Here is a 22721-nt window from a genome sequence, read left to right on the forward strand (position 1 = left end):
AGTTTTCGCACTGTGGCGTGGCCGACACCGCTGATCGAGTGATGTGATGATTGCCTGATGACAACTATCGTGCAGGGATGATCGATCGTCTGCGCCTGGGCGACCATGCCTGTGTAGTCGTCGACGACGATGCCATCCGGCTGCGCTACCTGGCCACCTACGTCGCCGCCGGCCTGTGCGACAACCACCGCGTCCTCTACTTCGGCCCGGGCGTCGAGCGGTTGAGCGCCGATCTCGCCGCGCTGGGCCTCGACACCCTGGCGGCCCGGGAGCGCGGGCAGTTGCGGATGGCCACGCCCGAGGACTCGTACCTCGCCTCCGGATCCTTCGACCCGGCGGTGACCATCGCCGGGTGGCGTTCGGAGACCGAGAGTGCGCTGGCCGCCGGCTACCGCGGGATGCGCGCCATCGGCGACATGTCCTGGGCGGCCCGGCCGGTGCCCGGTGCCGAGCTGCTGCCGTGGTACGAGGCGCAGGTCAACCGGGTCTTCGCCGGCGGTGACGCGATGGCGATCTGCCTCTACGACCGGCGGCTGTTCACCGACACCGCCCTGCAACGGATCTGCTGGTCGCACCCGGCGACCGTGGACCACGAGACCGGCACCGATGCCGAGCCCGCGCTGCGTGCCATCCGGACCACCCACCCGCCCGGCATCCGCCTCGAGGGCGACGCCGACCTGTCGAACCGGCACGCGCTGCGCGCCGTGATGGAGCACCTCGTCGAGGACACCCCGGCCTCCGTCGGGTCGCTGACCGTGGACGTCTCCCGCCTGCGTTTCGCCGACGCCGCCGCCATGCGGATCCTGATGCGCACGGCGACGACCGAGGCGCACCGGCTGCGCGTGGTCGGCTGCTCGCCGGCGCTGCGGCGCCTGCTCACCTTCAACGGCGCCGACGCGGTGACCGGGCTGACCGTGGAGCCGGCCGCATGATGCGGGCGGAGTTCGATCATCCCGGTCTGCTCTACCGCGATCTCGACGAGTACCTGGCGGGCACCACCGAGTTCGTGTATTCGGCGGTCGCCGCCGGGGATGCGGTGCTGGTGGCCGTGCCCGGCGGCAATCTCGCCCCGCTGCGGGACAGTCTGGCCGACGTCGCGGACGCGGTGATCTTCGCGGACATGACGGTGGCCGGCCGCAATCCCGGGCGCATCATCCCGGGCGTGCTGCTGGCCTTCGCCGCCGCGCACGCGGGCCGCCGGGTGTCGATCATCGGCGAACCGATCTGGCCCGAGCGTTCCGACGTCGAGTACCCGGCCTGTGCCGCACACGAGGCGCTGATCAACTCGGTGTTCGCCGGTCGTGACGCGGCGATCCTGTGCCCGTACGACGCCGTACGCCTGGACGACGACCGGCTGCGCGACGCGTGGCGTACCCATCCCGTGATGATCACCGGCGGTGACCGGCGGCCCAGCCCGTGGTACACCGATCCGCTGGCCACCGCCGCCCGGTTCAACCAGCCGTTGCCCCCGGTGCCCGCGGGTGCCGCGGTGGTGCGGTTCGCCTCGGTGCGCGACCTGGCCCGGATCCGCAGCTCGGTCGCGGCATACGCGGAGCGGGCCGGCCTGCCGGCGGCGCGCGCCGACGACCTGGTCGCGGCCGTCAACGAGCTGGCCGAGAACACCATCCTGTACACCCCGGCCGGCGGCGTCGTCTCGGTCTGGGCGGAGGCCGGCCATCTCGCCTGCCAGGTCGACGACGACGGCCACCTCGCCGACGTCCTCGCCGGCCGGGTGCCGCCGGCCGCGCACGTCGAGGGCGGTCGCGGGCTGCTGCTCGCCAACCTGCTGTGCGATCTGGTCCGCATCCACACCCGTCCCGGCGGCACCAGCATCCGGCTGCACATGGCCGGTTGAGCCTCCCCGGAACCGTCGTCACCCGGCCGGCGTCGAACCGGCATGATGCTGCGCACCGGCGTGATTCTGGCCGCCGTCGTGATGATCGTGGCGGGATGTGGCGCATCGGAGCCGCCGGGCGACGCGGCGCGCATCGACGCCCGGCTGGTCGCCGACCTCGCTCCGGGCGACGCCCAGGCGGTGAGCCAGGCGGTCAACCAGTTCGCCTTCGACCTGTTCGGCGAGGTGGCCGACGGCCGGGAGAACGCGGTCACCGCGCCGCTGTCGATGACCGTGCTGCTGGCGATGCTGCTGGCCGGCGCGGACGGCCCGACCGCCGCGGAGATCGCCCGCGTGCTGCACCTGAGCGACAGCCGGGACGTACGGGTCAGCGCCCTGCTGCGCGAGCTCGCCGACACCGACGAGGTCACCCTGTCGGTGGCCAACGCGCTCTGGGCCGACCCGAACACGCCGTTCAACGAGGACTACCTGTCATATGTGCGCCGGGTCTTCGGCGCCACCGTGGAGCAGGGCGACCTCGGCTCGCCCGGCACCGCCGAGGAGATCGACGCCTGGGCCGGCGAGAACACCAACGGGCTCATCGACGAGATCGCCGCGGATCTTGAGCTGCCAAACCCGGACGCCGTCCTGGTGCTGCTGAACGCGGTCTACTTCCTCGGCGAGTGGTCCACCCGGTTCGACCCCGCCGCCACCCGGCCGGCCCCGTTCACGCTGTCCTCGGGTGCGGCCGACGTGCCGACCATGCATCTGAACGGGGAGGCGTTCGGCCACACCGAGCGCGACGGCTACCGCATGATCCGGCTGCCCTACGGCGAGAACGGGCGGTACGGCATGGAGATCCTGCTGCCCGATGACGGCAACACCCTGACCGGCCTGCTCGCGAAGCTGGACGCCACCGAGTGGCGTGCCGCCGCCGGCAGCCTCACCGAGCAGACCATCGACGAGCTCGCCCTGCCGCGCTTCGAACTGCGCTGGACGGGCGAGATGGTCGAACCGCTCCAGCGACTCGGCATGAACGCCGCGTTCGGTGCCGGAGCCGGCTTCCGGCCGATGTCCCCGGTGGCCATGTGGGTGTCGGACGTGATGCACAAGACGTACGTCCGGGTGGACGAGAACGGCACCGAGGCCGCCGCCGTGTCCGGCGGGGTGATGATGGAGAGCTCGGCGAAGCTGGACCGGACGGTGTTCCGCGTGGACCGGCCGTTCGCGTTCACCATCTCCGACCAGCAGACCGGGGCCATCCTCTTCCTCGGTGCCGTCACCGATCCGCGGGCCTGACCACCCCCGTCAGGCCCGGATCGCCGCGGTGGCCGGCCCGCGTACGGTCCGGCGGGCGGTGCCCACCATGGCCGTCGCGGTCAGCGCCACCGCCACCGCCACGATGAGCACGTACGCGGCCGGCGTCACGTCCGGCCAGAGCCGGTCCACCCGGGCCGAGCCGAACGGCAGGACGGTGAACAGCGCGGCCACGGTGCCGCCGAGCACCCCGGTCGCCGTCACCAGCAGGACCTCGAAGGACACCATCGCGGTGAGCTGGCCGCGGGTGGCGCCGGCCAGCCGGTGCTGGGCGAACTCGCGCCGCCGGCCGGCGGTCGCCGCGATCAGCGTGTTGACCAGCATCACCGCCACGAACAGGGTGATCATGCCGACCACCACGTAGTTGAGGGTCTTGACGTCCTGCGCGTAGTCCGGCTGGACCTGCCCGGCCGACGCCTTGTCCTCGACGCCCTGCATGTAGACGGTGCCGGTGGCGATCCCGGCGAACAGCAGCACCGGCATCACGGCGCCGGCCAGCTGCCGGATCCGCGAGTGCACCGCGAGGACCGCGAGTTCGCCGGCTACGCCGCCGAGCGCGCGTACCGGTGCGCCCAGCACCGCGGTGACCAGCCGAAGCAGTTCCGGCGCCAGCAGCGCCAGCCCGATCGACGCCCAGATGCCGGCCTGTCCGGCCGTCTGCATGGCGTCGACGCCCTTGCCGTCCATCAGCGTGGCGGTCAGCACCGCGCAGTTGGCGCCGGTCAACAGGAACAGCACCGCGGCGATGCGCCGGGCCCGCGGGCGGGCCGGCCGGGTGCCGGGCGGAGCGGTGGTACGCCGGGCCGTGGCGACGCCGGCGACGATCGAACCGAGCAGCGTCACGCCGAAACCCGTACCGAGGGCGACCGGGCCGAAGGCACCCGGCACCGCTTCGGCGACCTGACCGGTGTTCTGGAGCAGTCGCAGCAGGGCGCCGCCGAGCAGCGCTCCGGCCGGCACGGCGACCGCTGACGCCACGACGGCGACGAGTGCGGCCTCCCCGACGATCATCCGGCGCAGCTGTGGGCCGGTCGCGCCGACCCGGCGCAGCAGGGCGATCTGCTCGGCGCGCCGGCGTACCGCCAGGCTCAGCGTCGACGTGACGGCGAACGCGACGATGATCAGGCACCAGCCGCCGGCCACGCCCGCTGTCGTGGTCAGCGACTCGCTGCTGGCCGGGTCGGCGTCCGCGGCGGTGTCGATCAACGACGCGAACGCCATCAGCAGGGTCGCGCCGAGGAAGGCGGACAGGAAGGTGGCGACGAAGCCGCCGGGCCGGTGGCGCAGGTTGCGCAGCGCGACGGCGATCATGCGACGGCTCCGGACGGGCGCGCGGCGACCAGGTCGCCGAGGTGGGTGAGGCGCTCGGCGACGGCCTCCGCGGTGGGCGCGCTGAGCGCACCGGCGAGGCGTCCGTCGGCGAGGAAGAGGACCGAGTCCGCGTACGCCGCCGCGACCGGGTCGTGGGTGACCATGACGACGGTACGGCCGTGCTCGTGCACCGCCGCCCGCAGCAGGGTCAGGACCTCGCCGGCACTGCGCAGGTCGAGTGCGCCGGTCGGCTCGTCGGCGAAGACCACCGCGGGCTCGGCGACCAGGGCCCGGGCGATGGCGACCCGTTGCCGCTGCCCGCCGGAGAGCCGGTCCGGCAACTCGTGCAGCCGGTCGCCGAGGCCCAGCCGGGTGAGCACGTCCTGGCTGCGCCGCCGGTCCGCGCGGCGTCCGGCCAGGCGCTGGGGGAGCAGCACGTTCTGTTCCACGGTGAGCGACGGCAGCAGGTTGTAGTCCTGGAAGACGAACCCGACCCGGTCGCGCCGGAATTTCGTCATCGCGGTGTCGGTGGTGGCGGTCAGCTCGGTGCCGCCGATGAAGACCCGCCCACCGGTGGGGCGGTCGAGTCCGGCTGCGCAGTGCAACAGCGTGCTCTTGCCGGAGCCGGACGGGCCCATCACCGCGGTGAAGCTGCCCGCGGCGAAAGTGGCGGTGACCCCGTCGAGGGCGGTCACGCCGCCGTCGTAGGTCTTGTACAGCGATTCCAGTCGCACGGCCTCATTCATGACTACACCGTACGAACGCACTACTCACGCTGTCGGTAGGGTTAGCACCCCTATTGTGGCTAGTGCACTGGACCAAGTGCACTAGTGCGGCCCGGCTGACGTACCCTGACCCGGTGCCGTCCACCAGCGCCGAGCCGGTCCACCGGCGGATCGCCGCGCTGATCGCGGCCCGGATCACCTCCGGCGAGCTGGCACCGGGCGACCGGATCCCGTCGACCCGGCAGATCATGGCGGCGCACGGCGTCGCGATGGCCACCGCCTCCAAGGTCATCGCCGCGTTGCGCGAGCAGGGCCTGGTCCAGGCGACGCCCGGCTCCGGCACCGTGGTCAGCCGGGGCGCCGGTGCCGGCCCGGCGGCGCCCGACCGGGACCGGGTGGTCGCGACCGCCGTGACCATCGCCGACGCCGAAGGGCTGCCCGGTCTCTCCATGCGCCGGCTCGCCGGCGAATTGGGCATCCCGACGATGTCGCTGTACCGGCACGTCGCCGACAAGGAGGACCTGGTCCTGCACATGATGGACCGGGTGATGGCGGCACACCCGCCGCCCGGGCTCACCCCGGCCGAGCACGGCTGGCGCGCCTGCGTGCAGGCCCTCGCCCGGATCCAGTGGTCGATGTACCGGCGGCACACCTGGCTCGCACAGGCGATCTCCTTCACCCGGCCGCTGCTGGCGCCGCACGCGATGGCGCACACCGAGTACGTGATGCGCGCCCTCGACGGTCACGGACTCGACCCGAGCACCCAGTTCCGGGCGGCCGTGATGGTCGCCAACTACGTTCGCGGCACGGCGGTCAACCTGGAGGACGAGGCCCAGGCCGAGCAGGAGACCGGGATGAGCGAGGACGAATGGCTGGCGGCCCAGCAGGACCGTCTGGCGGCCGTGCTGGCCACCGGCCGGCTGCCGATGCTCGAGCGCTTCCTGGCCGCCGGCGACCCTTCGTTCAACCTGGACGTGCTGCTGGAGTTCGGCCTGCAACGCCTGCTCGACGGCTTGCAGCCGCTGCTGTCGCCCCGCCCGGGTGAACCCTGATCAAGACCAGGGCAGTCCCGGATGTCTCCGGCGGCGGGCGAGCGGTTGGCTCGGTCCATGAGGCGAGTTCTGATCAGCATGGCGACCGCGCTGGCGGTGCTGGCGGCCCCGGCCGCCGCCGCGACCGCGGCCACGCCGCACGACGAACTGCAACGAGAGCTGGACAGGGTGACCGCGGCCGGCGCGGTCGGCGTTCTGGCGGAGGTACGCGACGAGCACGGCACCTGGCGCGGCAGCAGCGGCTCCGCGATACACGGCACCACGAGGCCGGTCCCGGTCCACGGCCGGTTCCGGGCCGGCAGCATCACCAAGACCTTCGTCGCCACCGTCGTGCTGCAACTGGCCGAGGAGGGCCGGCTGCGACTGGACGACACGATCGAGACCTGGCTGCCCGGCACGGTACCCGGCGGTGACCGGATCACCCTGCGCCGGCTGCTCAACCACACCGGCGGCGTACCCGACGTCCGGCCCACGCTGCCGCTGCCGCCGAGCCCGGAGTTCTTCGCCAACCGCTGGCGTACCCGGACCGCCGGCGAACTGATCCAGCGGGCACTGACCCAGCCCGTCACGTCGCCCGGCTCGTTCAAGTACTCGAACACCGGCTACCTGCTGCTCGGCGAGGTCATCGAGAAGGCCGGCCGCGGTTCGTACGGCGACCAGATCGAGCGGCGGATCATCCGGCCACTGGGGCTGCACGGCACATCGATGCCCGGCACCTCGCCGCGCATCCCCGGCGCGCACTCCCGTGGCTACGTGCCGGGCCCCGACGGTCTCGTCGACTACACCGAGATGAACCCGTCACTGTTCGGCGCCAGCGGCGAACTGATCTCCACCGCGGCGGACCTTCGCCGGTTCTTCGACGCCCTGCTCAGCGGGCGACTGGTGAAGGGCCCATGGTTCGACGAGATGCTGAAGCCGGGCGTCCGGGACGGGCGGTACGGGCTGGGACTGGCCTGGCGCGACACCGACTGCGGGATCCGGGTGTACGGCAACGACGGCGACGCGCTGGCGTACCAGTCCTACGCGTTCACCACCGCGGACCGCCGGCGCCAGGTCACTGTGGCGCTCACCCCGGACTTCACCACCAACCCGGACAACGCCGTCAACGCCTTCCTCAACCACGCGTTCTGCCGCTGAGCCGGACCCGCTGCGGCACCACCGCAGCGGGCCCGTCAACCTCACAGACCGGCCGCGCGCACCCTCTCGTGCAATTCGGCCGCCCGGTCGATCAACTCGTCGACGTCGCGCACCGCCGCCGGAAGCGTCACGTAGACGTGCTCCACGCCCACCTCCACCAGCGCCGCCACGTCCTCCACGAGCTGCGCGACACTACCCGTGTACGGCGCCCGCGGCTGCTCCCGCGACTCCGTCAGGTCCCCGGTGACGATCTGCGCGGTGCAGCTGATCGCCCGCGGATCGCGCCCGGCCTCCTCGGCCAGCTCCCGCAGCCGGCGCAACGTCGCTCCCACCCCGGCCGGCGGAACAGCGGTCGGCAGCCATCCGTCGGCACGCCGCGCCACCCGGGCCAGGGCCCGTTCGGTGCTGCCGGCCAGCAGCACCGGGATCCGCCGGGCCGGCTTCGGCCCGACGTCCGCCGCCGCGGCCTCGTACCGCCGGGTCTTGAACCTGACCGGATTCGGCCCCCACACCTCGGCCGCGATGTCCAGGAAATCGTCCATCGCACGACCACGCTCACTGAGCGGAACCGGCGCCGAAGCGGCGAACTCGTCCGGCGACCACCCCGAGCCGAGACCCGCGATCACCCGGCCACCGCTGGCGGCGTCCAGCGTCGCCAGCTGCTTGGCGAGCCGCAGCGGCAGGTGCAGCGGCACCACCAGGACACCGGTGCCCAGCTCGACGCGCTCGGTCACCGCCGCCGCCATGGCAAGCGTCGTCAGCGGGTCGGTGACACCCCGGTAGGCGTCCGGCCAGGGCAGGTCCGGCACGCCGTACAGCCCGTGCGGTCCACTCTGGTCCTCCGGCACGAGGACCCGCTCGAAGGTCCAGAGGCTGTCGAAGCCGATCTCTTCCAGGGCCTTGGCCGCGGTCACCACGTCCTTGCCCGGGGTGTAGTGCTGGAACTGGGGAAGGCTCACGCCGAGTTTCACCATGGGCACCACAATTCCACGAACGACAGACCTTCAGATGTACGGCCCACGAACAGTTCCGCCCTGCCCCGCGACCAGGCACAACCCCAGGCCCCAGCGCGACCGCCGGGCCCATGCGGGGGGTCGCTCAAGCCCGGTCCGGCGGGACGGACACCCGGGCGGCGAGAAACCTCGGGGCCATCTCGCAGTAGCTGTCGGTGACCAGCTCGGCGATCTCGGTCCAGTCGGTATGGTCACCGAGGAAGGCGCCGGCGACGTTGTGGCCCCAATCCGCACGGAAGAACGGAAAGCCGCTACCGGTCAGGCCGAGCAGATCCTCGGCGGGCACCCGAAATGTCATCAGGGTCGGCGGCTCATCGGCGATCAGATGCCGGGGGTAGAGCAGATTACGCTCAGGGTCCGCCGTGTAGACATGGGCGACCGTCCGCTGCCGGATCCGCCAGCGAACACCGATCCAGGCCGGCTCCTCATATGTCTCCGGCAGCCCCAGACAGATCGGTCGCAGCCGCTCCAGAATCTCCGGCCGCACGTCCCCGGGGGCTGACATGCGCCGACAGTACCGGCCCCCGGCGAACTCCGCCGCCCGCCCACTCGTCGCCCGTTTTCGAGAGCGCGGAGCCACGGTAAGGTGCCGTTTTCCGACGGGAGATCACCGATGCGGTTCACGATCGACGGCGAAGCGATCGACCTCGACGTAGACGCGGTGGCAGCACGCCTACGTGGACTTGCTCCCGAGCAGGTGCAGACGCACTGGGTCGACGTCGAGGGCACACGTTTCCCGGTCAAGCAGGCGCTGGAGGCAGGATCCGGGATCTCCCGCAACAGATTCACCTCGCAGACCGCCCGCTCGGTGCTGATCCGGCTCGGCTTCGTGACCAGCTCATCACCGACCTTGCCAGCCGGCACATCCCGTCCATCGCCACGGACACAGCCGACGCCGCGCATCAGCGCCGAAGAGGCCGGCGCGGCATTCGCCACCCTGGTCACCTTCTTGCGCGGCAGCCCTCTCACCGACGGAGTCAGCACGCTCGAACATCAGCTAGTCGAGGCCGACCGGCACACCGTAGCCGCCGTGACCAACCAGGCCGGTCTCACCGACGACCTGCTGCGCTCCGCGTTGATCGTCCGGCGCGACGTCGGCCGGATCAGCGACGTCATACACGCCGCTGTCATCGCACTCGCTCTGCCAGTCATCCTCGACGAGGGCGAAACCGTGACCAACCGACCATCGCTGGGCCCCGGCAACGACAAATCGCGGCCCTACGACCTGGAGACGAACCGACGTGTCGCCGAGTTCAAGGTCGCCGTCTGGTCCGGCGGCGACATGATGCGCAAACGAACGCTGACCGCCGATCTCGTCCATCTAGCCCTCGACGGATCAGGCCGCCGCCCCGAACTGTGGGTAGCCGGCGAGCAGCCCCTGCGGTTTCTGCGCACCAGCACCACATCGGTCGCCGACCTGCTGTCCCGCTCCTCGAAGCACCTGCGCGCCCGGTTCCAGAACCACTACGGCCCAGACCCGATCCCGCTGCACACTTTCACCGCCGAACATGCCGCCCGGGTCCGCTTGTGCAACCTGGCCGAGGTCCTCCCAGCCGTAGCCTCAGCCCTGCTCTGAAGAGCCGTCGCGGTCAGGGTCCTGTCCGGCCCAACGTGGGTGCTGTCTCAACGGCCTCAAGACAGCACCCACGTTGGGCCGAGACAATCCGGCCGGCGGACCCTGACCGCGAAGGCTCTCTGGACCCTTCGGGGTCAGGGTTGGCAGTCCGCGTTCGGGCGCGAGCTGACTGCCTGCGCGGCAGCCTTACCGCGACCGTCGGGCGGGGAGTCGTGCGCTTGCGGGCCGCGGGACCGGTTGTGGTCGGCGGGTGGTCGCTGGCCAGCGGCGGGGGGCACTTGCTCGCGGTCCGCGGGCCGGTTGTGGTCGGCGGTCGGTTGCTGGCCAGCGGCCGGAGTGTCTGCTCGCGGTGTGTGGGGCCGGTTGCGGTCGGCTGGTGGCTGCTGGCCAACGGCCGGGGTGCCTGCTTGCGGCGTGTGGGGCCGGCCAGCCGGTGGCTGCTGACCGTCCGCCCGGCAGGCGGTCGAGGTGTTGATCAGCGAGACAGCCACTGCTGCTAGCCCAGTGATCGAAAAGGCGCGGTCTTTGCCGCCGGCTGTGCGTCAGGGCTGCTTCGAAGGGCCGGGAAGCAGCCCTGACGCATAGCCGATTGATCAACGAGGCCGAAAAGCGGGCCCGGCTGTGCCTGATGGCTGTCACCGCTCCCGGGGCCGCGCTGTGCCGTGCCGCGCTGTGCCGTGCCGCGCTGCGCCGCGCTGTGCTGGGCCGTGCCGCGCTGTGCTGGGCCGTGCCGCGCTGTGCTGGGCCGGGGGCCGCAAACGGGCTCGCCGCTCGACTGCCGCGACACTCCTGGAGCGGTCACCTACCAGACCTTGCGGCCGGTCTCGCGGATCGTGGTGGATCGGGTGGGTAGGGGCGCACCCGGTCCACCACATTGCCCAAACCACCACGCAACGGCGGCTACCAGCAGTAGGCCCGCGCCGATCGCCTCCCGTGTGGGGCCCTACCACCCGGGCCCGGCACCCAGGGCGCTGGCGAGCAACCACGACGAACCCGCGCCCGGCCCCACAGACCCCAGTAGGCGCCCCGGCCGCTGGCAAGCAACCACCGCGCCCGGCCCCGCGAACCTCGGGCAGGCAGCCTGGCCGCGTGGCGAGCAACCGCCCGCCCGCGGCGCGACGGACTGGTGTTTCCCGGCGGGCGCGCTGGGGCCGGGACGGAAAGCCTGGCTCGCGTGGGGAGGGCGGGCACGCGTCGGCTTCGGCGGGACGCCGGTCACGCGTACCCCGAAAGAGCGGGACCGGCGATGCAAACCTCGGCCAAAGTCTGTACAGCGCAGCAGAATCAGCCGGCTGCGGAGCGTAGGGCGCGGCCGGTGGCGGTGTCCGGGATGTCGGCGACCGGGCCCGCGTAGAGGATGCAGCCTCCGTGCCGGCCCGGGCCTGGGCCGAGGTCGACCAGCCAGTCGGCGTGCCGGATGACTGCCAGGTGGTGTTCGATGACGACCACCGTGTGGCCGTCGTCCACCAGGCGGTCGAGTGCGTGCAGCAGGATGGCGACGTCGTGCAGGTGTAGTCCGGTGGTGGGCTCGTCGAGTACGTAGAGCGTGGGCCCGGCCGCGTCCCGCAGTTCTTTGGCGATCTTCACGCGTTGCGCCTCTCCGCCGGAGAGGGTGGTCATCCGCTGGCCCAGGCGTAGGTAGCCGAGGCCGATGGTGTCGAGGTGCTCGAGTGCTCGCACGATCGCCGGGTCCGGCAGCCGGTGCACGGCCTCAGCGATGGTGATCTCGTCGACGTCCGCGATGGACAGCCCGTCGACGTGGTGGCGCAGCACCTCGGGCTTGAACCGGCGCCCGCCGCACACCTCGCAGATTGTCTCCTGACCGGCCATGAAGGCGAGATCGGTCATGATGACGCCGCGGCCCTGGCAGGCCGGGCAGCCGCCGGCCGAGTTCGGGCTGAACAACGCGGCCGGCACGCCGTTGCGGCGGGCGAACAGCTTGCGGATGGCGGCGGCGATCCCGGTGTACGTGATCGGCGTGGAGCGGCCGTTCGTGCTGACCGGCCGCTGATCGATCACCACGGCGTCGTGCCGGGCGACGAGTTCGGCGGCCAGGCTGGACTTGCCGGAGCCGGCCACGCCGGTGAGCACGGTCAGCACCGACTCCGGCAGGTCGACGCTCAGGTTCCGCAGGTTGTTGCGGGTGGCGCCGGAGACGGTGATGGTGCCGTTCCGCTTCCGGGGAGGGCGGGTGTCCTGTAATGGCTGGGCCAGGGCCTTGCCGGTGGGCGTACCGGCCCGGGTCAGCTCGGCGAACGTGCCCTGGAAGACCAGCTTGCCGCCGTGCTCGCCGGCGCCGGGCCCGATCTCGACGACCTGGTCGGCGGCCGCCATGACGGCCGGATCGTGTTCCACGACGAGCACGGTGTTGCCGGCGTCCCGCAGCCGGACCAGCAGCGTGGTCATCGCGTCGACGTCGGCCGGGTGCAGTCCGGCGGTCGGTTCGTCGAAGACGTAGAGCATCTCGATCAGGCTGCTGCCCAGATGCTTGACGGTCTTGACGCGTTGTGACTCGCCGCCGGACAGCGTGGCGGTTCCCCGGCCCAGGTTCAGGTAGCCGAGTCCGATCGTGTCCATCGCGGTCAGTCGCTCGTGCAGGGCGGTGACCACGGGCAGCGCCCTGGGTTCACGGATGCGGGTCACCAGCGCCGCCAGTTCGGTGATCTCCATGCGGGACATCTCGGCGATGGTGCGGTCCAGGACGGTGGCGCTGCGGGCCTCCTTGTTGAGGCGGTCACCGTGGCAGTCCGGGCAGGTCTGCGACCGGGTGAACCGGGCGAGCACCGCGCGCTTGCGGTCCGACAGGTCGTCGGTGGTGTGCAGGTAGATCCGTTCGAACCGTTCGACGATCCCCTCGTACGCCTTCGCCGGTTTGCCGCCCAGCCGTGCCGCGCGGCGGCCGCCGTACAGCAGGGCCTCGCGCTGCTGCGGGGTCCAGTCCCGCAGCGGGGTGTCCTGGTCGAACTCGCCGATGTCGGCGTACTGGCTGTACCAGTAGCCGCCGTCGCCGAAGCCGGGCAGCCGGACGGCGCCGCCGCGCAGCGACCGGTCCAGGTCGAGCACCCGGTCCACGTCGGTGACCACCCGCTCGCCGAGGCCGGAGCAGGCCGGGCACATGCCGGCCGGGTCGTTGAAGGAGAACCGGCTGGACTCGCCGACGTGCGGTGTGCTCAGCCGGGAGAAGAGCAGCCGCAGGTACGTCCAGGCGTCGGTGACGGTGCCGACCGTGGACCGCGCGTTGCCGCCGAGACGGCGCTGGTCGATCACCACTACCGGGGACAGCCCGTCGATCCGGGCCACGTCGGGTTTCGCCCACTTCGGCAGCCGGTTCCGGGTGAACGGCGGGAACGTCTCGGTGAGCTGGCGGCCGGCCTCCGCCGCGATGGTGTCGAACACGAGCGACGACTTGCCGGAACCGGACACCCCGGCGAACACCACCAACCGGCCGCGCGGTACGTCCAGGTCGAGCGCCCGCAGGTTGTTGGTCCGGGCCTGACGAATGCGGATCATGCGCTGCTGCTGAGCCATGGGCCCGACGCTACGAGCAGATGTGGCCGGAAAATGGCCGCGATTACCGGCAGACTGCGGTGATGGCCGACGTCACGCAACGGGTCCTCGCGCTGCTCGCCACGCTGCAGACCGGCCGGGCGTTCAGCGGTGACGAACTCGCCGGCCGGCTGGACACCAGCCCTCGTACGCTGCGCCGCGACATCGAACGGCTGCGCGGCTACGGGTATCCGGTGGAGACCCAGCCCGGACCGGGCGGCTTCTACCGGCTGGCCCGCGGCGCCGTCATGCCACCGTTGCTGCTCGACGACGACGAGGCCGTGGCGGCGATGCTCGGACTGGCCACCCTGGCCGCGGCGGGCAGTGCCGGCAGCGGCAGCGTCGACGACGCGGCGGCCCGGGCGTACGGCAAACTCGACCAGTTCCTGCCCCGGCGGTTGCGTCATCAGGCGGCCGCGCTGCGGTCCGCACTGGAGACCGGCCGGACGCCCGGCCCCAGCACGAACGCCGCCACCATGAGCCTGCTGGCCGGCGCCATCGCCGGCCGGCACCTGGTGACATTCGGCTACGCCGGCGCGACCGGGGCCGCCACCGTGCGCCGGGTCGAGCCGTACCGGCAGATCCACTTCCGGTTGCGCTGGTATCTGCTGGCCTTCGACACCGGCCGCGACGACTGGCGGGTGTTCCGGATCGACCGGATCGCCGAGCCGCGTGACACCGGCCGGCCGTACGCCGAGCGGCCGCTGCCGGCCCGGACCGGCCTCGACTACCTGCGGGAGGGCCTGGGCAAGGACGGCCAGCGAGTGGAGTTCACCGTCCACGCCCCGATGCTCGCGGTGGCGGACGCCTTGCGGCACCACGAGGCCGACCTCACCGCGCTCGACGGCGATCGCACCCATGCCGTGGTCGTGGTCGACGCCTGGCAGTGGCTGCTGCCGGGTCTGGCCTTCCTGGACGCCGAGATCGTCATCCACGGACCCGCCGAGGTGCGCGCCGCCTGGCAGCGCTTCGCCGCCCGGCTGCGCCCCGGCGGCGGATAGGCCAGATTGCAGTTCGATCACGCCGCGATCGCCGTCCCGCTCGCGGTGTGCGGGCTGATCGGCCTGCTCAACGGCGTGCTGATCGTGTACACCCGGATGGCGCCGTTCATCGTCACCCTGGCCGTCCCCGCTCTCCCGCGCGATCGCCGCGGGCCGCGCGGCCCCAGCGCGGCCGCCGGGAAACAGCGGTCAAACCGCCGCTTTGCGCGTGGCGGCGCGCGGGACGCGCATGGCGCCGGCGCTGGCGGCGACGAACAGCGCCAGGACCACCGGGATCCAGAGCGCGGCGGGAAGGCCGACCACGGTGGCCGCCGCGCCGATCAGGATCGGACCGAGCAGGAAGCCGGCGTAGCCGATGCTGACCACCAGCGACAACGCGCGGCCGGCCCGCTGCGGGTCGAGGTTTCCGGCGGCGGAGAAGACCTGCGGTGCGATGCAGGACAGTCCGATGCCGAGCAGCCCGAAACCGGCGACGCCCGCCACCGGATGGTCCAGCGCGAGCGCCGTGCCGAGGCCGAGGGCCGCGAGGGCGCCGCTGAGCCGGACCAGCAGAACCGGGCCGAGCGCGGTGACCAGGCGGTCGCCGAAGAGCCGGCCAACGGTCATCATGATCGAGAAGGCGGCGTACCCGTACGCGGCGAAGCCGGTGGTGGTCTCCAGGTTGTCGCGCAGGTAGACGGCGCTCCAGTCGGCGGCCGCGCCCTCGCCGACGAGCGTGCAGAGCACCAGCACACCGAAGAAGACCAGCAGCAACGAGCGTCCGGCGGGCTCGGCGGCGTCCGCCCCGGTGACCGCCGCCTCCCGGGCCGGTGCCCCCGGCAGCAGCCATCGGGCCGCCCAGACCGCCACCACCAGCACCGCCACGCCGACGGCGAGGAAGGTGGTGCCGACGCCGACCCCGTTGTGGGCGAACACGCTGCCGGTGATCGCGCCGAGGAACCCGCCGATGCTGTAGGTCGCGTGGAACGACGACATGATCGGGCGGCCCCAGGCGCGCTGCACCTCGATCGCGTTGGCGTTCATCGCGATGTTCAGCGTCCCGTGCGCCGCGCCGAAGGCGAACAACGCGATCGACAGCGTCCAGAGACCCCCGGCGAATCCCGGGGCGATCAGCAGCAGACCCTCCAGGATCGCCGCCGGAATCAGCACCCGGGAACTGCCGAAACGGTCAGTCAGCCGGCCCAGCGCGAGCATGCCGAGAATGCATCCGGCCGCGAAGGCCAGCAGGGCGAAAGTCAGCCGCCCGTCGCTGAGCCCGAGATTCTCCTTGACCGTCGGAATGCGGGCCGTCCACACGCCCAGCGCCGTTCCGAACAGGAGGAAGACCAGCGAAGTCGCGACCCGTGCCCGGCGAATGTCCATGATCCGATCACGCTATCGCCGCCGGGGAGCGGACACCATGGCTCCCGGTTCCGGAACCGCGGGCTACGGTTTGCCGAGCTCCTGCCAGCGACTCTCGGACATCTCGACGCCGAACTTCTTCGCCGCGCGCTGGATCCGGCGGAACGCCTCGTCCCGCTCCTCGTCGGACACGTCCTTGACCTGATCGAAGCGCGCGATCGCGTTGCGTACGTGGCTGGCGTCGTTCAACGGTTCCTTACGGACGCGCGGAAAGGCGAACTCGCGATCGGGCATCGCGTTGCGGTCCTCGGCGTCCAATTCATTGGTGGCCATGGCCCGGATGTACCCGGACCCCGGCCGCTCCATTCCTCAGCGCGTTCGCTGGAACGCCCGGCGGCCGAAGGCCGTCAGCGCGGCGACCGCGACTCCGACCAGCAGAATTCCCGCGGCACCCATGACGAACAGAACGAGCAGGCCGGCTCCGATGTTGGCGCCGATCACCCCCATGGTCATCACCCGCCAGGCCCAGCCGGCGAAGACACCGACCGCGATCAGCGGCACCAGCGCCAGCCACCACCGCGCGTCCAGGCGGCGGGTGGCCGCCGACCGGATCAGCACACCGAGAGCGCCGGCGGCGGCCACGCAGGCGACGATTCCGAGGGTACGATCAGCGGCCGGCCCCAGCGTGCCCGGGCCGAACGATCCGTAGTCGAGCGGAACGCCGTCCGCCTCCAGCTGCCGCAGCGACTCGCTGGTGAGATCGCCGATCAGCCACCAGGACGCCACCGGCACCGCGAGCAGCAGGACGATCGCGGCCAGCGGCAATCGTGACTTCAGCATCTGATCTCCGTCTCTCAGGAGTAGAACGGGCGGTCGGCGGAGCGGTCGGTGGGAACCACGTCGAGGCGCGGGTCGGCGGCGAGCCGCGCGATCAGCCCCGGGTCGCCGCCGATGCCGGCCCAGTGCGGGTCGACGTCGAAGGCGAAACACCAGGCGCGGTCGGCCGGCCAGACGAACGCCGGCTCGGCGTCGTCGAGCCGCACCTCACCGGGCCAGCCGGCGGCCGAGTCCCAGGTGCCCACCTCGGCCAGCGGTCCCCGGAACAGCCAGTAGGCGCGGGCCGGCAGCTGCACCTTCCGGTCGTACCACGGGTCGGGCCGCCACTCGTCGCTCACCACGTCCGACTGGCCGAAGCCGTCCCAGACGCAGAAGTAGCAGTCGCCGGGCGTGGTGGTCTCGGCGGCCAGCAGCTCGAAGAGCCGGGGTAGCTGCTCGGAACGCCAGTCCTCCGCCTCGGCGTCGTTCTCGCTCATGCCGGGGCGTACCGGATCGGGCAGCAACCGCAGCCGCGCGTACGCGTCGAACCCGCCCGGGCCCAGCGTGACGAGATCCTCCCACGGCAGTTCGCTGTCGGCGATCCAGTCGGCGGGCGCGGGGTCGGTGCAGAAGTGGAGTGTCACGGTGACGTTGTATCGCAGGTCAGGCGGCCAGGTTCTTGCGGGCGCGCTTGTTCGCGTACATCCGGGCATCGGCGGTGGCCAGCAGCACGTCCGGGGCGACCTCGCGGCGTTCGGCCCACAGCGTGGTGCCGACCGCCGCGGTGACCCGCAGCCGTTTCCCCTGCCAGGGCAGCGGCTGGGCGACGGCGCCGGCGATCCGGTCGCTCAGCGCGTACGCGGACGCCTCGTCGGTGTCCGGGCAGAAGATCAGGAACTCGTCGCCGCCGATCCGGGCCACCACGTCCCCGGGGCGCACCACCGCGCTGATCCGGTCGGCCGTGGCACGCAGGATCTCGTCGCCGGCCTCGTGGCCGTACCGGTCGTTGACCGGCTTGAAGTCGTTCAGGTCGCAGTAGATCAGCGCCAGGTCGCCGGCGGTGCCGGCGGCGTGCCGGGCGATGGCCCGTTCCATCAGCGTGAACAGCCGGCGCCGGTTGACCAGCCCGGTCAGCTCGTCGTGCGCGGCCTGGTGTGCCAGCGCACGCTGGTCGCGGGCGCGCTGCGCGTTCAGCCGGCTGAGCCGGACCATGACCAGCGGGATGCTGAGCACCGGCGCGAGCGTGAGCAGCAGCCCGTCCGGCGGCTCGCCGAGCAGCTGCCCGATGCCGCCGACCACCGGGACGACCAGCATCGCGGCGCCGAACATCTCCAGCTGCCGGCGCGGGCCCCGGCCGGTGGCCGGGACGCTGGGCTCCATCAGGGCACGCACGCTGGGGTGGAGGCCGGCGGCGCCGAGGCACAGGTAGCCGAGGGCGAAACAGAGCGCCGGCAAGGACCCCTGGTGCCCCGAGGCCGACGGCATCATGTTGACCGCCGCCGTACCGGCGACGGTGCAGCCGAGCGCGGCGAACAGGTAGCCCAGGCACGCCCGGCCGGAGCCGCAGGTGCGGGCCACTCGCAGCAGGGCGCCGCAGATCCCGAACAGCACCAGGAGCTGGGTGAGCACGATCAGCTGCTGACCGATGCCGGCGTGTTCGTGCAGCATCCGGGGGCGGAACACGAACTCCCACACCGGTGCCGCCACCGCGATGCCGGCCACCGCCGCGTCGATGGTGCCGCTGCCGTCGCGCGGGGCGTGCCGCAGCACGATCATCAGGCTGGCGGCGAGCATGAGGGCGTATCCGCCGATCTGCGGCGGCACGACCAGCCAGGGCGGCGGCTCGGCCCACGGCATGGGCAGCACGGCGGTCAGCAGCCAGGCCCCGTTCACCACGCTGAGCGACACCATCGCGATGATCACCAGGAGCCAGGGGCGGCGGTCGCTCACCCGGTTCACGCGCACGCCGATCAGCACGGCCACCGCGGCGATCAGGCCGGAGGCGAACAGCAGGGCGAGGCGTACGGTCGCCGAACCGGTCAGGTGCCCGATCGCGAACGCCGTCGCCAGCACCACGAAACCGGCCGTCACCCCAGCGGGGCGCGGCCGCGAAGACCCTGGCAAGCGCACGACCGCACTATCGCCCGCCGGGACCGCGTCCTGAGGAACCTAGCCGGGGTTGCCGGCGGTGCGCCCGGCCCGGCGGGCGGCGTCGATGACCGGGTCGGTCTCGTCGTCGAACTGGCCGATCACCTGCTCGAGGAGGTCCTCGAGGGTGACCAGGCCGATCACGCGGCCGGCGTCGGCGACCAGTGCGAGGTGGCCGCGCCGCTGGCGCATCGCGGCGATGGCGTCCAGCACGCTGGTGCCGGCCGGCAGTGACAACGGCGCGGACATCAGACTCCCGGCCGTGGCGGACTCGCCGCTGCTGGTGGCCTTCGCGGCGTCGCGGACGTGTACGACGCCGACCAGCGTGCCGCCGGCGCCGGTGACCGGGAGCCGCGACCGGCCGGTCTCGAGGCTGCGCAGCTCGACGGCGCGGCCGTCGGCGCCGGCGTCCACCGAGACGATCCCGGCGATCGGGACCATCACCTCGCGGACCGTGGTCGACTGCACCTCGAGCATGGCGGTGAGCAGCTCGTGTTCCGCGTCGGCGATGGTGCCGTGCTCCTTGGAGGTGTGCAGCAGCATGCGCAGCTGCTCGGGGTTGTGCACCTGGGCCAGCTCGTCCTGCGGTGTCACCTTGACCAGGCGCAGGCAGGCGTTGGCCAGCCCGTTGAGCGCGGCGAGGACCGGGCGCAGGACGGTGGTGAAGCCGACGAACGGGATGGCGAGCAGCTGCGCCGAGGTCTCCGGGTGGCTGATCGCCCACGACTTGGGTGCCATCTCGCCGACCACCACGTGCAGGAAGCCGACCAGGGCGACGGCCAGGACGAAGGCGATGACGTACGCCGCGCCCTCCGGCAGGCCGACCGCGGTGAACACCGGTTCGAGCAGGTGGGCCACGGTCGGTTTGGCCAGCGCGCCGAGGCCCAGCGTGCACAGCGTGATGCCGAGCTGCGCCCCGGCCAGCATCATCGACAGCCGGCGGGTGCCGGCCAGCGCCGCCCGGGCGCCGCGCGAGCCGTCGGCGGCGGCCTGCTCAAGCCGGTGCCGTTTCGCGGCGACCAGCGCGAACTCCGCCGCGACGAAGAACCCGTTGAGGGCCAGCAACAGTACCGAGACGAGCAGCGCCCAGGGTGTGCTCATCCCGGCACCTCCCCGTTCCCGCCGGGGATCAGGGTGAGCGCCACCCGGTCCGGGACGTGCCGGCGTACGGCCAGCACCGTCAGCCGCGCCATCCCCTGCGGCTGCGGCACACCGTCCTCGTCGACCGTCGGCGGCAGCTCGACCTCGACCTGCTCCCGGGCCGTGGGCAGGCGGCCCAGCCGCTCCAGGATCAGCCCGGACACGGTGTCGTACGCGTCGTCGTCGGGCAGCCGCACCCCGGTGGCGTCGGCGATCTCGTCGACCCGGGCCCGGCCGGGGATCGTCCAGGAGTCTTCGCCGGTCCGCTCGATGACCGGCTCCGGCAGGTCGTCCTCGTCGCGGATCTCACCGACCAGCTCCTCGGCGACGTCCTCGAGGGTGATGATCCCGGCGAACCCGCCGTACTCGTCCACGACGATCGCCATCTGCCGGTGCGCCGCCTTCAGCCGATCGAGGACCTCCGGCAGCCGGGCGGACTCCGGCAGGGCGACCGCGTCGGTGGCGAGTCCGCGCACCGCGGTGGTGGCGCGGGCGGCGGGTTCCAGGGTGACCACGTCGGCGATGGTGACCACGCCGACCACGTCGTCCACGTCGTCACCGATCACCGGGAACCGGGAGTGGCCGGTGTCCAGCAGCTCGACCACCCGGGACGCCGGCTCACCGGCCCGGATCGTGGTGACGTCGACCCGTGGCCGCATCGCCTCGGCGGCGGTGTGTACCCGGAAGTCCAGGCCGTGGTCGAGCAGCCGGGCGGCCCGCGCGTCGAGGGCGCCCCGAGTGCTGGCGGTGGCGATGATCCGGTCCAGGTCCTCGGTGGTGGCGCCCTGCGGCAGCTCCTCGACCGGTTCGATGCCGACGGCGCGCAGCAGCCGGGTCGCGGTGCCGTCGAACAGCCGGATCAGCGGGCCGGCCACGGTCAGGTAGATCAGCGTGGAGCGGGACAGCGCCCGGGCCAAGGTCTCCGGCTTGGCGATGGCCAGGTTCTTCGGCGCCAGCTCGCCGAGCACCATCTGCACGACGGTGGCGAACAGCAGCGCGAACACCATCGACACCGACGCGCTGGCCGCCTCGGACAGCCCGGTGGCGCCGAGCAGTTCGGCGGTCCCGCGGCCCAGGTACGGCTCGGCGACGTACCCGGCGAGCAGGGCGGTCACGGTGATGCCCACCTGGGCGCCGGAGAGCACGAACGACAACTTCTGGGTGACCCGCAGCGCCCGCTCCGCGGCGGCGTCACCCTGGTCGGCCAGCGCCCGCAGCTGCTCGCGGTCGACAGCCACGTAGGCGAACTCCTGAGCCACGAAGTAGCCCGTCGCCGCGGTCAGCAGCACGATCGTCAGGACGCCGATGAGGATCAGCATGCCCGGTCCCGGCTGTCGAACACGCACGAAAACTAGCACGCGGTCCGGCGTGCGCGGCCGTCAGCCGCCGCTACCCGGATGCGCCGGTTCAGTCCGCTCATGCCGTCTCGGCGGCGTAATACCGGCCATTACCTCACGGGTAATCGCCAGGCTCCGGCATACGCGTGAGGATCGATGACATGACCGCTTACGCAATCGCGCACCTCCGTCCGAACGGCATGAACGAAGAGATCATCGACTACATCGACCGCATCCAGGACACGATGGACCCGTACGGCGGCCGGTTCCTGGTGCACATGGCCGAGGTCGAGGTCATCGAAGGCGACTGGCCGGGCACCGTGGTGATGCTGGAGTTCCCGGACCTGGACGCGATCCGCACCTGGTACGCGTCCCCGGCCTACCAGGAGATCCTCCCGCTGCGCACCCGCCACATGGACGCCGACATCATCATCGTCGACGGCGTCCCGGCGGGATACGACCCGCGCGAGTCTGCCGCCGCGCTGCGCCGCAGCCTGGCCGAGGCCTGACAGGCTTGCCGGTCCAGCTCCGGGGTACGCGCGGTGTCAGGCGGCTGCGCGCGTGCGGGGCAGGCTGCGCAGGAACGCTTCCAGCCCGGCCAGGTCATCGGTGTTGATGTGGTCGACATCGGCGGCCACCAGCTCCCGCCAGACCGCCTCGCGGGCCGGGCCGGGCAGGTCCGGCGTCGCCCAGAAGCGGACCCGCTGCCCGGCGGCGTGCGCGTCCCGGACGAACTGGTGCAGCTTCGCGCGTTCGGCCTCCGGCATCGGGCCGACGCCCTGCCAGGTGAACAGGTTGTTCCAGTTGTCGCTGATCAGCGGGATGAACGAGGCCGGCACCCCGGAGTTCAGGTCGGCGCTGCGACCGTCGTAGAAGGCGTACCGCACACGCTGCGCCTGCATCAGCTCACGCGGCCGGTCACCGCTGACCACCACGGTGACGGAGTCCCGGTGGACCCGGCCGTAGCGGTACGACGTCAGCATCTTCCGGTACGCGCGCAGCACCCGGTCCAGCTCGGTGTAGGTCGCCGCCCCGGTGTTCTTGATGTCGACCAGCAGCTGCAGCGATCGCACCTTGCCGCTGCGGGTGAGCCGGGCGAGCGGGTCCAGGTAGAGGCTCTGCAGAGTGCGGCCCGGCACCACGTCCTCCGGGTCGTGCGCGACCAGCAGCTCGCCGCCGACCAGGTAGATGTCGGCTTCCACGCTGGTGAAGCCGTGCGACAGCGCGTCGAACAGCGGACGCTCGTGCTCGTAGTCGTTGTGGGCGTGAGCGCGCGCCAGCGGGCGTACCCCGTGGCGGTCGCCCGCCTGCGCGGCGGTGGCGCCGGTGAACAGCAGCGCGCACACCGCGAGGAGCGTGCAGAGAACTCGACGAATCATTCGCTTTCCTCCCGTGGTCGAGGCAGACGCTAAGGAGCCGCCGTGAAT

At 72.1% G+C, this 22721-nt stretch carries 21 protein-coding genes; 8 read left to right on the forward strand and 13 right to left on the reverse strand.

The annotated features are described in order from the left end of the window. Positions 1–77 precede the first annotated feature (77 nt). Genes I4J89_RS13570 through I4J89_RS13580 form a run of 3 tightly spaced genes read left to right on the forward strand, consistent with a single transcriptional unit; the run spans position 78 to position 3133 of the window. On the forward strand, positions 78–932 hold the full coding sequence (locus tag I4J89_RS13570) for an MEDS domain-containing protein (protein WP_196414258.1): 855 nt from the start codon (positions 78–80) through the stop codon (positions 930–932). Next, positions 929–1855, forward strand: coding sequence for an anti-sigma factor RsbA family regulatory protein (locus I4J89_RS13575; RefSeq protein WP_196414259.1), 927 nt, complete (start codon positions 929–931; stop codon positions 1853–1855). Before I4J89_RS13570 ends, I4J89_RS13575 begins: the two co-directional genes overlap by 4 nt. Positions 1856–1897: 42 nt before the next feature. Then, the gene (locus tag I4J89_RS13580) at positions 1898–3133 is read left to right on the forward strand and encodes a serpin family protein (RefSeq protein WP_196414260.1); all 1236 of its coding nucleotides are present in this window, start codon (positions 1898–1900) and stop codon (positions 3131–3133) included. 9 nt (positions 3134–3142) lie between these two features. Here the strand turns inward: I4J89_RS13580 and I4J89_RS13585 are convergent, their stop codons facing one another. Both I4J89_RS13585 and I4J89_RS13590 read right to left on the reverse strand, forming a co-directional pair. Then, a complete protein-coding gene (locus tag I4J89_RS13585; protein ID WP_196414261.1) occupies positions 3143–4462 on the reverse strand; it encodes an FtsX-like permease family protein in 1320 nt (439 codons plus the stop codon). Next, complete coding sequence (locus I4J89_RS13590; protein WP_196414262.1) at positions 4459–5208, reverse strand: ABC transporter ATP-binding protein; 750 nt, start codon at positions 5206–5208, stop codon at positions 4459–4461. The genes I4J89_RS13585 and I4J89_RS13590 overlap by 4 nt, the downstream gene beginning before the upstream one ends. 113 nt (positions 5209–5321) lie before the next feature. Between I4J89_RS13590 and I4J89_RS13595 the strand changes: the two genes are divergently transcribed. After that, on the forward strand, positions 5322–6239 hold the full coding sequence (locus I4J89_RS13595) for a TetR/AcrR family transcriptional regulator C-terminal domain-containing protein (protein ID WP_196414263.1): 918 nt from the start codon (positions 5322–5324) through the stop codon (positions 6237–6239). A gap of 57 nt (positions 6240–6296) precedes the next feature. Further along, positions 6297–7376, forward strand: coding sequence for a serine hydrolase domain-containing protein (locus I4J89_RS13600; protein ID WP_196414264.1), 1080 nt, complete (start codon positions 6297–6299; stop codon positions 7374–7376). 41 nt (positions 7377–7417) lie between these two features. Here the strand turns inward: I4J89_RS13600 and I4J89_RS13605 are convergent, their stop codons facing one another. Further along, positions 7418–8335, reverse strand: a complete 918-nt coding sequence (locus tag I4J89_RS13605; RefSeq protein ID WP_309238301.1) for a TIGR03619 family F420-dependent LLM class oxidoreductase — start codon at positions 8333–8335, stop codon at positions 7418–7420. A 139-nt stretch (positions 8336–8474) separates the two neighbouring features. Beyond that, positions 8475–8894 carry an MmcQ/YjbR family DNA-binding protein gene (locus I4J89_RS13610; protein WP_196414266.1) on the reverse strand — a complete coding sequence of 140 codons (420 nt, stop codon included), beginning with the start codon at positions 8892–8894 and terminating at the stop codon, positions 8475–8477. A 108-nt stretch (positions 8895–9002) separates the two neighbouring features. Here I4J89_RS13610 and I4J89_RS13615 point away from each other — a divergent pair, with 108 nt between their 5' ends. Then, the gene (locus tag I4J89_RS13615) at positions 9003–9965 is read left to right on the forward strand and encodes a PE-PGRS family protein (protein WP_196414267.1); all 963 of its coding nucleotides are present in this window, start codon (positions 9003–9005) and stop codon (positions 9963–9965) included. A gap of 1284 nt (positions 9966–11249) precedes the next feature. Here I4J89_RS13615 and I4J89_RS13620 read toward each other — a convergent pair. Beyond that, on the reverse strand, positions 11250–13493 hold the full coding sequence (locus I4J89_RS13620; protein ID WP_196414268.1) for an ATP-binding cassette domain-containing protein: 2244 nt from the start codon (positions 13491–13493) through the stop codon (positions 11250–11252). Between the two features lie 62 nt (positions 13494–13555). Between I4J89_RS13620 and I4J89_RS13625 the strand changes: the two genes are divergently transcribed. Continuing rightward, positions 13556–14512 carry a helix-turn-helix transcriptional regulator gene (locus I4J89_RS13625; protein WP_196414269.1) on the forward strand — a complete coding sequence of 319 codons (957 nt, stop codon included), beginning with the start codon at positions 13556–13558 and terminating at the stop codon, positions 14510–14512. A gap of 189 nt (positions 14513–14701) precedes the next feature. Here I4J89_RS13625 and I4J89_RS13630 read toward each other — a convergent pair whose 3' ends face one another. The 7 genes from I4J89_RS13630 to I4J89_RS13660 form a co-directional block, all read right to left on the reverse strand. Further along, positions 14702–15874, reverse strand: a complete 1173-nt coding sequence (locus tag I4J89_RS13630) for an MFS transporter (RefSeq protein WP_196414270.1) — start codon at positions 15872–15874, stop codon at positions 14702–14704. Positions 15875–15937: 63 nt separating this feature from the next. Continuing rightward, on the reverse strand, positions 15938–16186 hold the full coding sequence (locus I4J89_RS13635; RefSeq protein ID WP_196414271.1) for a DUF6582 domain-containing protein: 249 nt from the start codon (positions 16184–16186) through the stop codon (positions 15938–15940). Between the two features lie 36 nt (positions 16187–16222). Further along, the gene (locus tag I4J89_RS13640) at positions 16223–16693 is read right to left on the reverse strand and encodes a hypothetical protein (protein WP_196414272.1); all 471 of its coding nucleotides are present in this window, start codon (positions 16691–16693) and stop codon (positions 16223–16225) included. Positions 16694–16707: 14 nt separating this feature from the next. Further along, positions 16708–17313 (reverse strand): hypothetical protein, encoded by a 606-nt coding sequence (locus I4J89_RS13645; RefSeq protein WP_196414273.1) that lies wholly within the window; start codon positions 17311–17313, stop codon positions 16708–16710. A 19-nt stretch (positions 17314–17332) separates the two neighbouring features. Beyond that, a complete protein-coding gene (locus tag I4J89_RS13650) occupies positions 17333–18799 on the reverse strand; it encodes a GGDEF domain-containing protein (protein ID WP_196414274.1) in 1467 nt (488 codons plus the stop codon). 39 nt (positions 18800–18838) lie between these two features. Continuing rightward, a complete protein-coding gene (locus I4J89_RS13655) occupies positions 18839–19918 on the reverse strand; it encodes a hemolysin family protein (protein ID WP_196414275.1) in 1080 nt (359 codons plus the stop codon). After that, a complete protein-coding gene (locus I4J89_RS13660) occupies positions 19915–21276 on the reverse strand; it encodes a hemolysin family protein (RefSeq protein WP_196414276.1) in 1362 nt (453 codons plus the stop codon). The genes I4J89_RS13655 and I4J89_RS13660 overlap by 4 nt, the downstream gene beginning before the upstream one ends. Before the next feature lie 179 nt (positions 21277–21455). Between I4J89_RS13660 and I4J89_RS13665 the strand changes: the two genes are divergently transcribed. Continuing rightward, complete coding sequence (locus I4J89_RS13665) at positions 21456–21803, forward strand: DUF1330 domain-containing protein (RefSeq protein WP_196414277.1); 348 nt, start codon at positions 21456–21458, stop codon at positions 21801–21803. Between the two features lie 36 nt (positions 21804–21839). Here I4J89_RS13665 and I4J89_RS13670 read toward each other — a convergent pair whose 3' ends face one another. After that, the gene (locus I4J89_RS13670) at positions 21840–22673 is read right to left on the reverse strand and encodes a phosphatidylinositol-specific phospholipase C/glycerophosphodiester phosphodiesterase family protein (RefSeq protein WP_196414278.1); all 834 of its coding nucleotides are present in this window, start codon (positions 22671–22673) and stop codon (positions 21840–21842) included. Positions 22674–22721 lie beyond the last annotated feature (48 nt).

This window comes from Actinoplanes aureus, assembly GCF_015704865.1.
Classification (GTDB): domain Bacteria; phylum Actinomycetota; class Actinomycetes; order Mycobacteriales; family Micromonosporaceae; genus Actinoplanes; species Actinoplanes aureus.

Bases quoted from the DNA above. Each gene is read 5' to 3' on its own strand.
- I4J89_RS13570 (WP_196414258.1), top strand. From the start codon at position 78: ATGATCGATCGTCTGCGCCTGGGCGACCATGCCTGTGTAGTCGTCGAC.
- I4J89_RS13635 (WP_196414271.1), bottom strand. From the start codon at position 16,186: ATGGCCACCAATGAATTGGACGCCGAGGACCGCAACGCGATGCCCGAT.
- I4J89_RS13600 (WP_196414264.1), top strand. From the start codon at position 6,297: ATGAGGCGAGTTCTGATCAGCATGGCGACCGCGCTGGCGGTGCTGGCG.
- I4J89_RS13590 (WP_196414262.1), bottom strand. From the start codon at position 5,208: ATGAATGAGGCCGTGCGACTGGAATCGCTGTACAAGACCTACGACGGC.
- I4J89_RS13625 (WP_196414269.1), top strand. From the start codon at position 13,556: ATGGCCGACGTCACGCAACGGGTCCTCGCGCTGCTCGCCACGCTGCAG.
- I4J89_RS13580 (WP_196414260.1), top strand. From the start codon at position 1,898: ATGATGCTGCGCACCGGCGTGATTCTGGCCGCCGTCGTGATGATCGTG.
- I4J89_RS13655 (WP_196414275.1), bottom strand. From the start codon at position 19,918: ATGAGCACACCCTGGGCGCTGCTCGTCTCGGTACTGTTGCTGGCCCTC.
- I4J89_RS13585 (WP_196414261.1), bottom strand. From the start codon at position 4,462: ATGATCGCCGTCGCGCTGCGCAACCTGCGCCACCGGCCCGGCGGCTTC.
- I4J89_RS13640 (WP_196414272.1), bottom strand. From the start codon at position 16,693: ATGCTGAAGTCACGATTGCCGCTGGCCGCGATCGTCCTGCTGCTCGCG.
- I4J89_RS13670 (WP_196414278.1), bottom strand. From the start codon at position 22,673: ATGATTCGTCGAGTTCTCTGCACGCTCCTCGCGGTGTGCGCGCTGCTG.
- I4J89_RS13620 (WP_196414268.1), bottom strand. From the start codon at position 13,493: ATGGCTCAGCAGCAGCGCATGATCCGCATTCGTCAGGCCCGGACCAAC.
- I4J89_RS13575 (WP_196414259.1), top strand. From the start codon at position 929: ATGATGCGGGCGGAGTTCGATCATCCCGGTCTGCTCTACCGCGATCTC.
- I4J89_RS13630 (WP_196414270.1), bottom strand. From the start codon at position 15,874: ATGGACATTCGCCGGGCACGGGTCGCGACTTCGCTGGTCTTCCTCCTG.
- I4J89_RS13610 (WP_196414266.1), bottom strand. From the start codon at position 8,894: ATGTCAGCCCCCGGGGACGTGCGGCCGGAGATTCTGGAGCGGCTGCGA.
- I4J89_RS13615 (WP_196414267.1), top strand. From the start codon at position 9,003: ATGCGGTTCACGATCGACGGCGAAGCGATCGACCTCGACGTAGACGCG.
- I4J89_RS13660 (WP_196414276.1), bottom strand. From the start codon at position 21,276: ATGCTGATCCTCATCGGCGTCCTGACGATCGTGCTGCTGACCGCGGCG.
- I4J89_RS13665 (WP_196414277.1), top strand. From the start codon at position 21,456: ATGACCGCTTACGCAATCGCGCACCTCCGTCCGAACGGCATGAACGAA.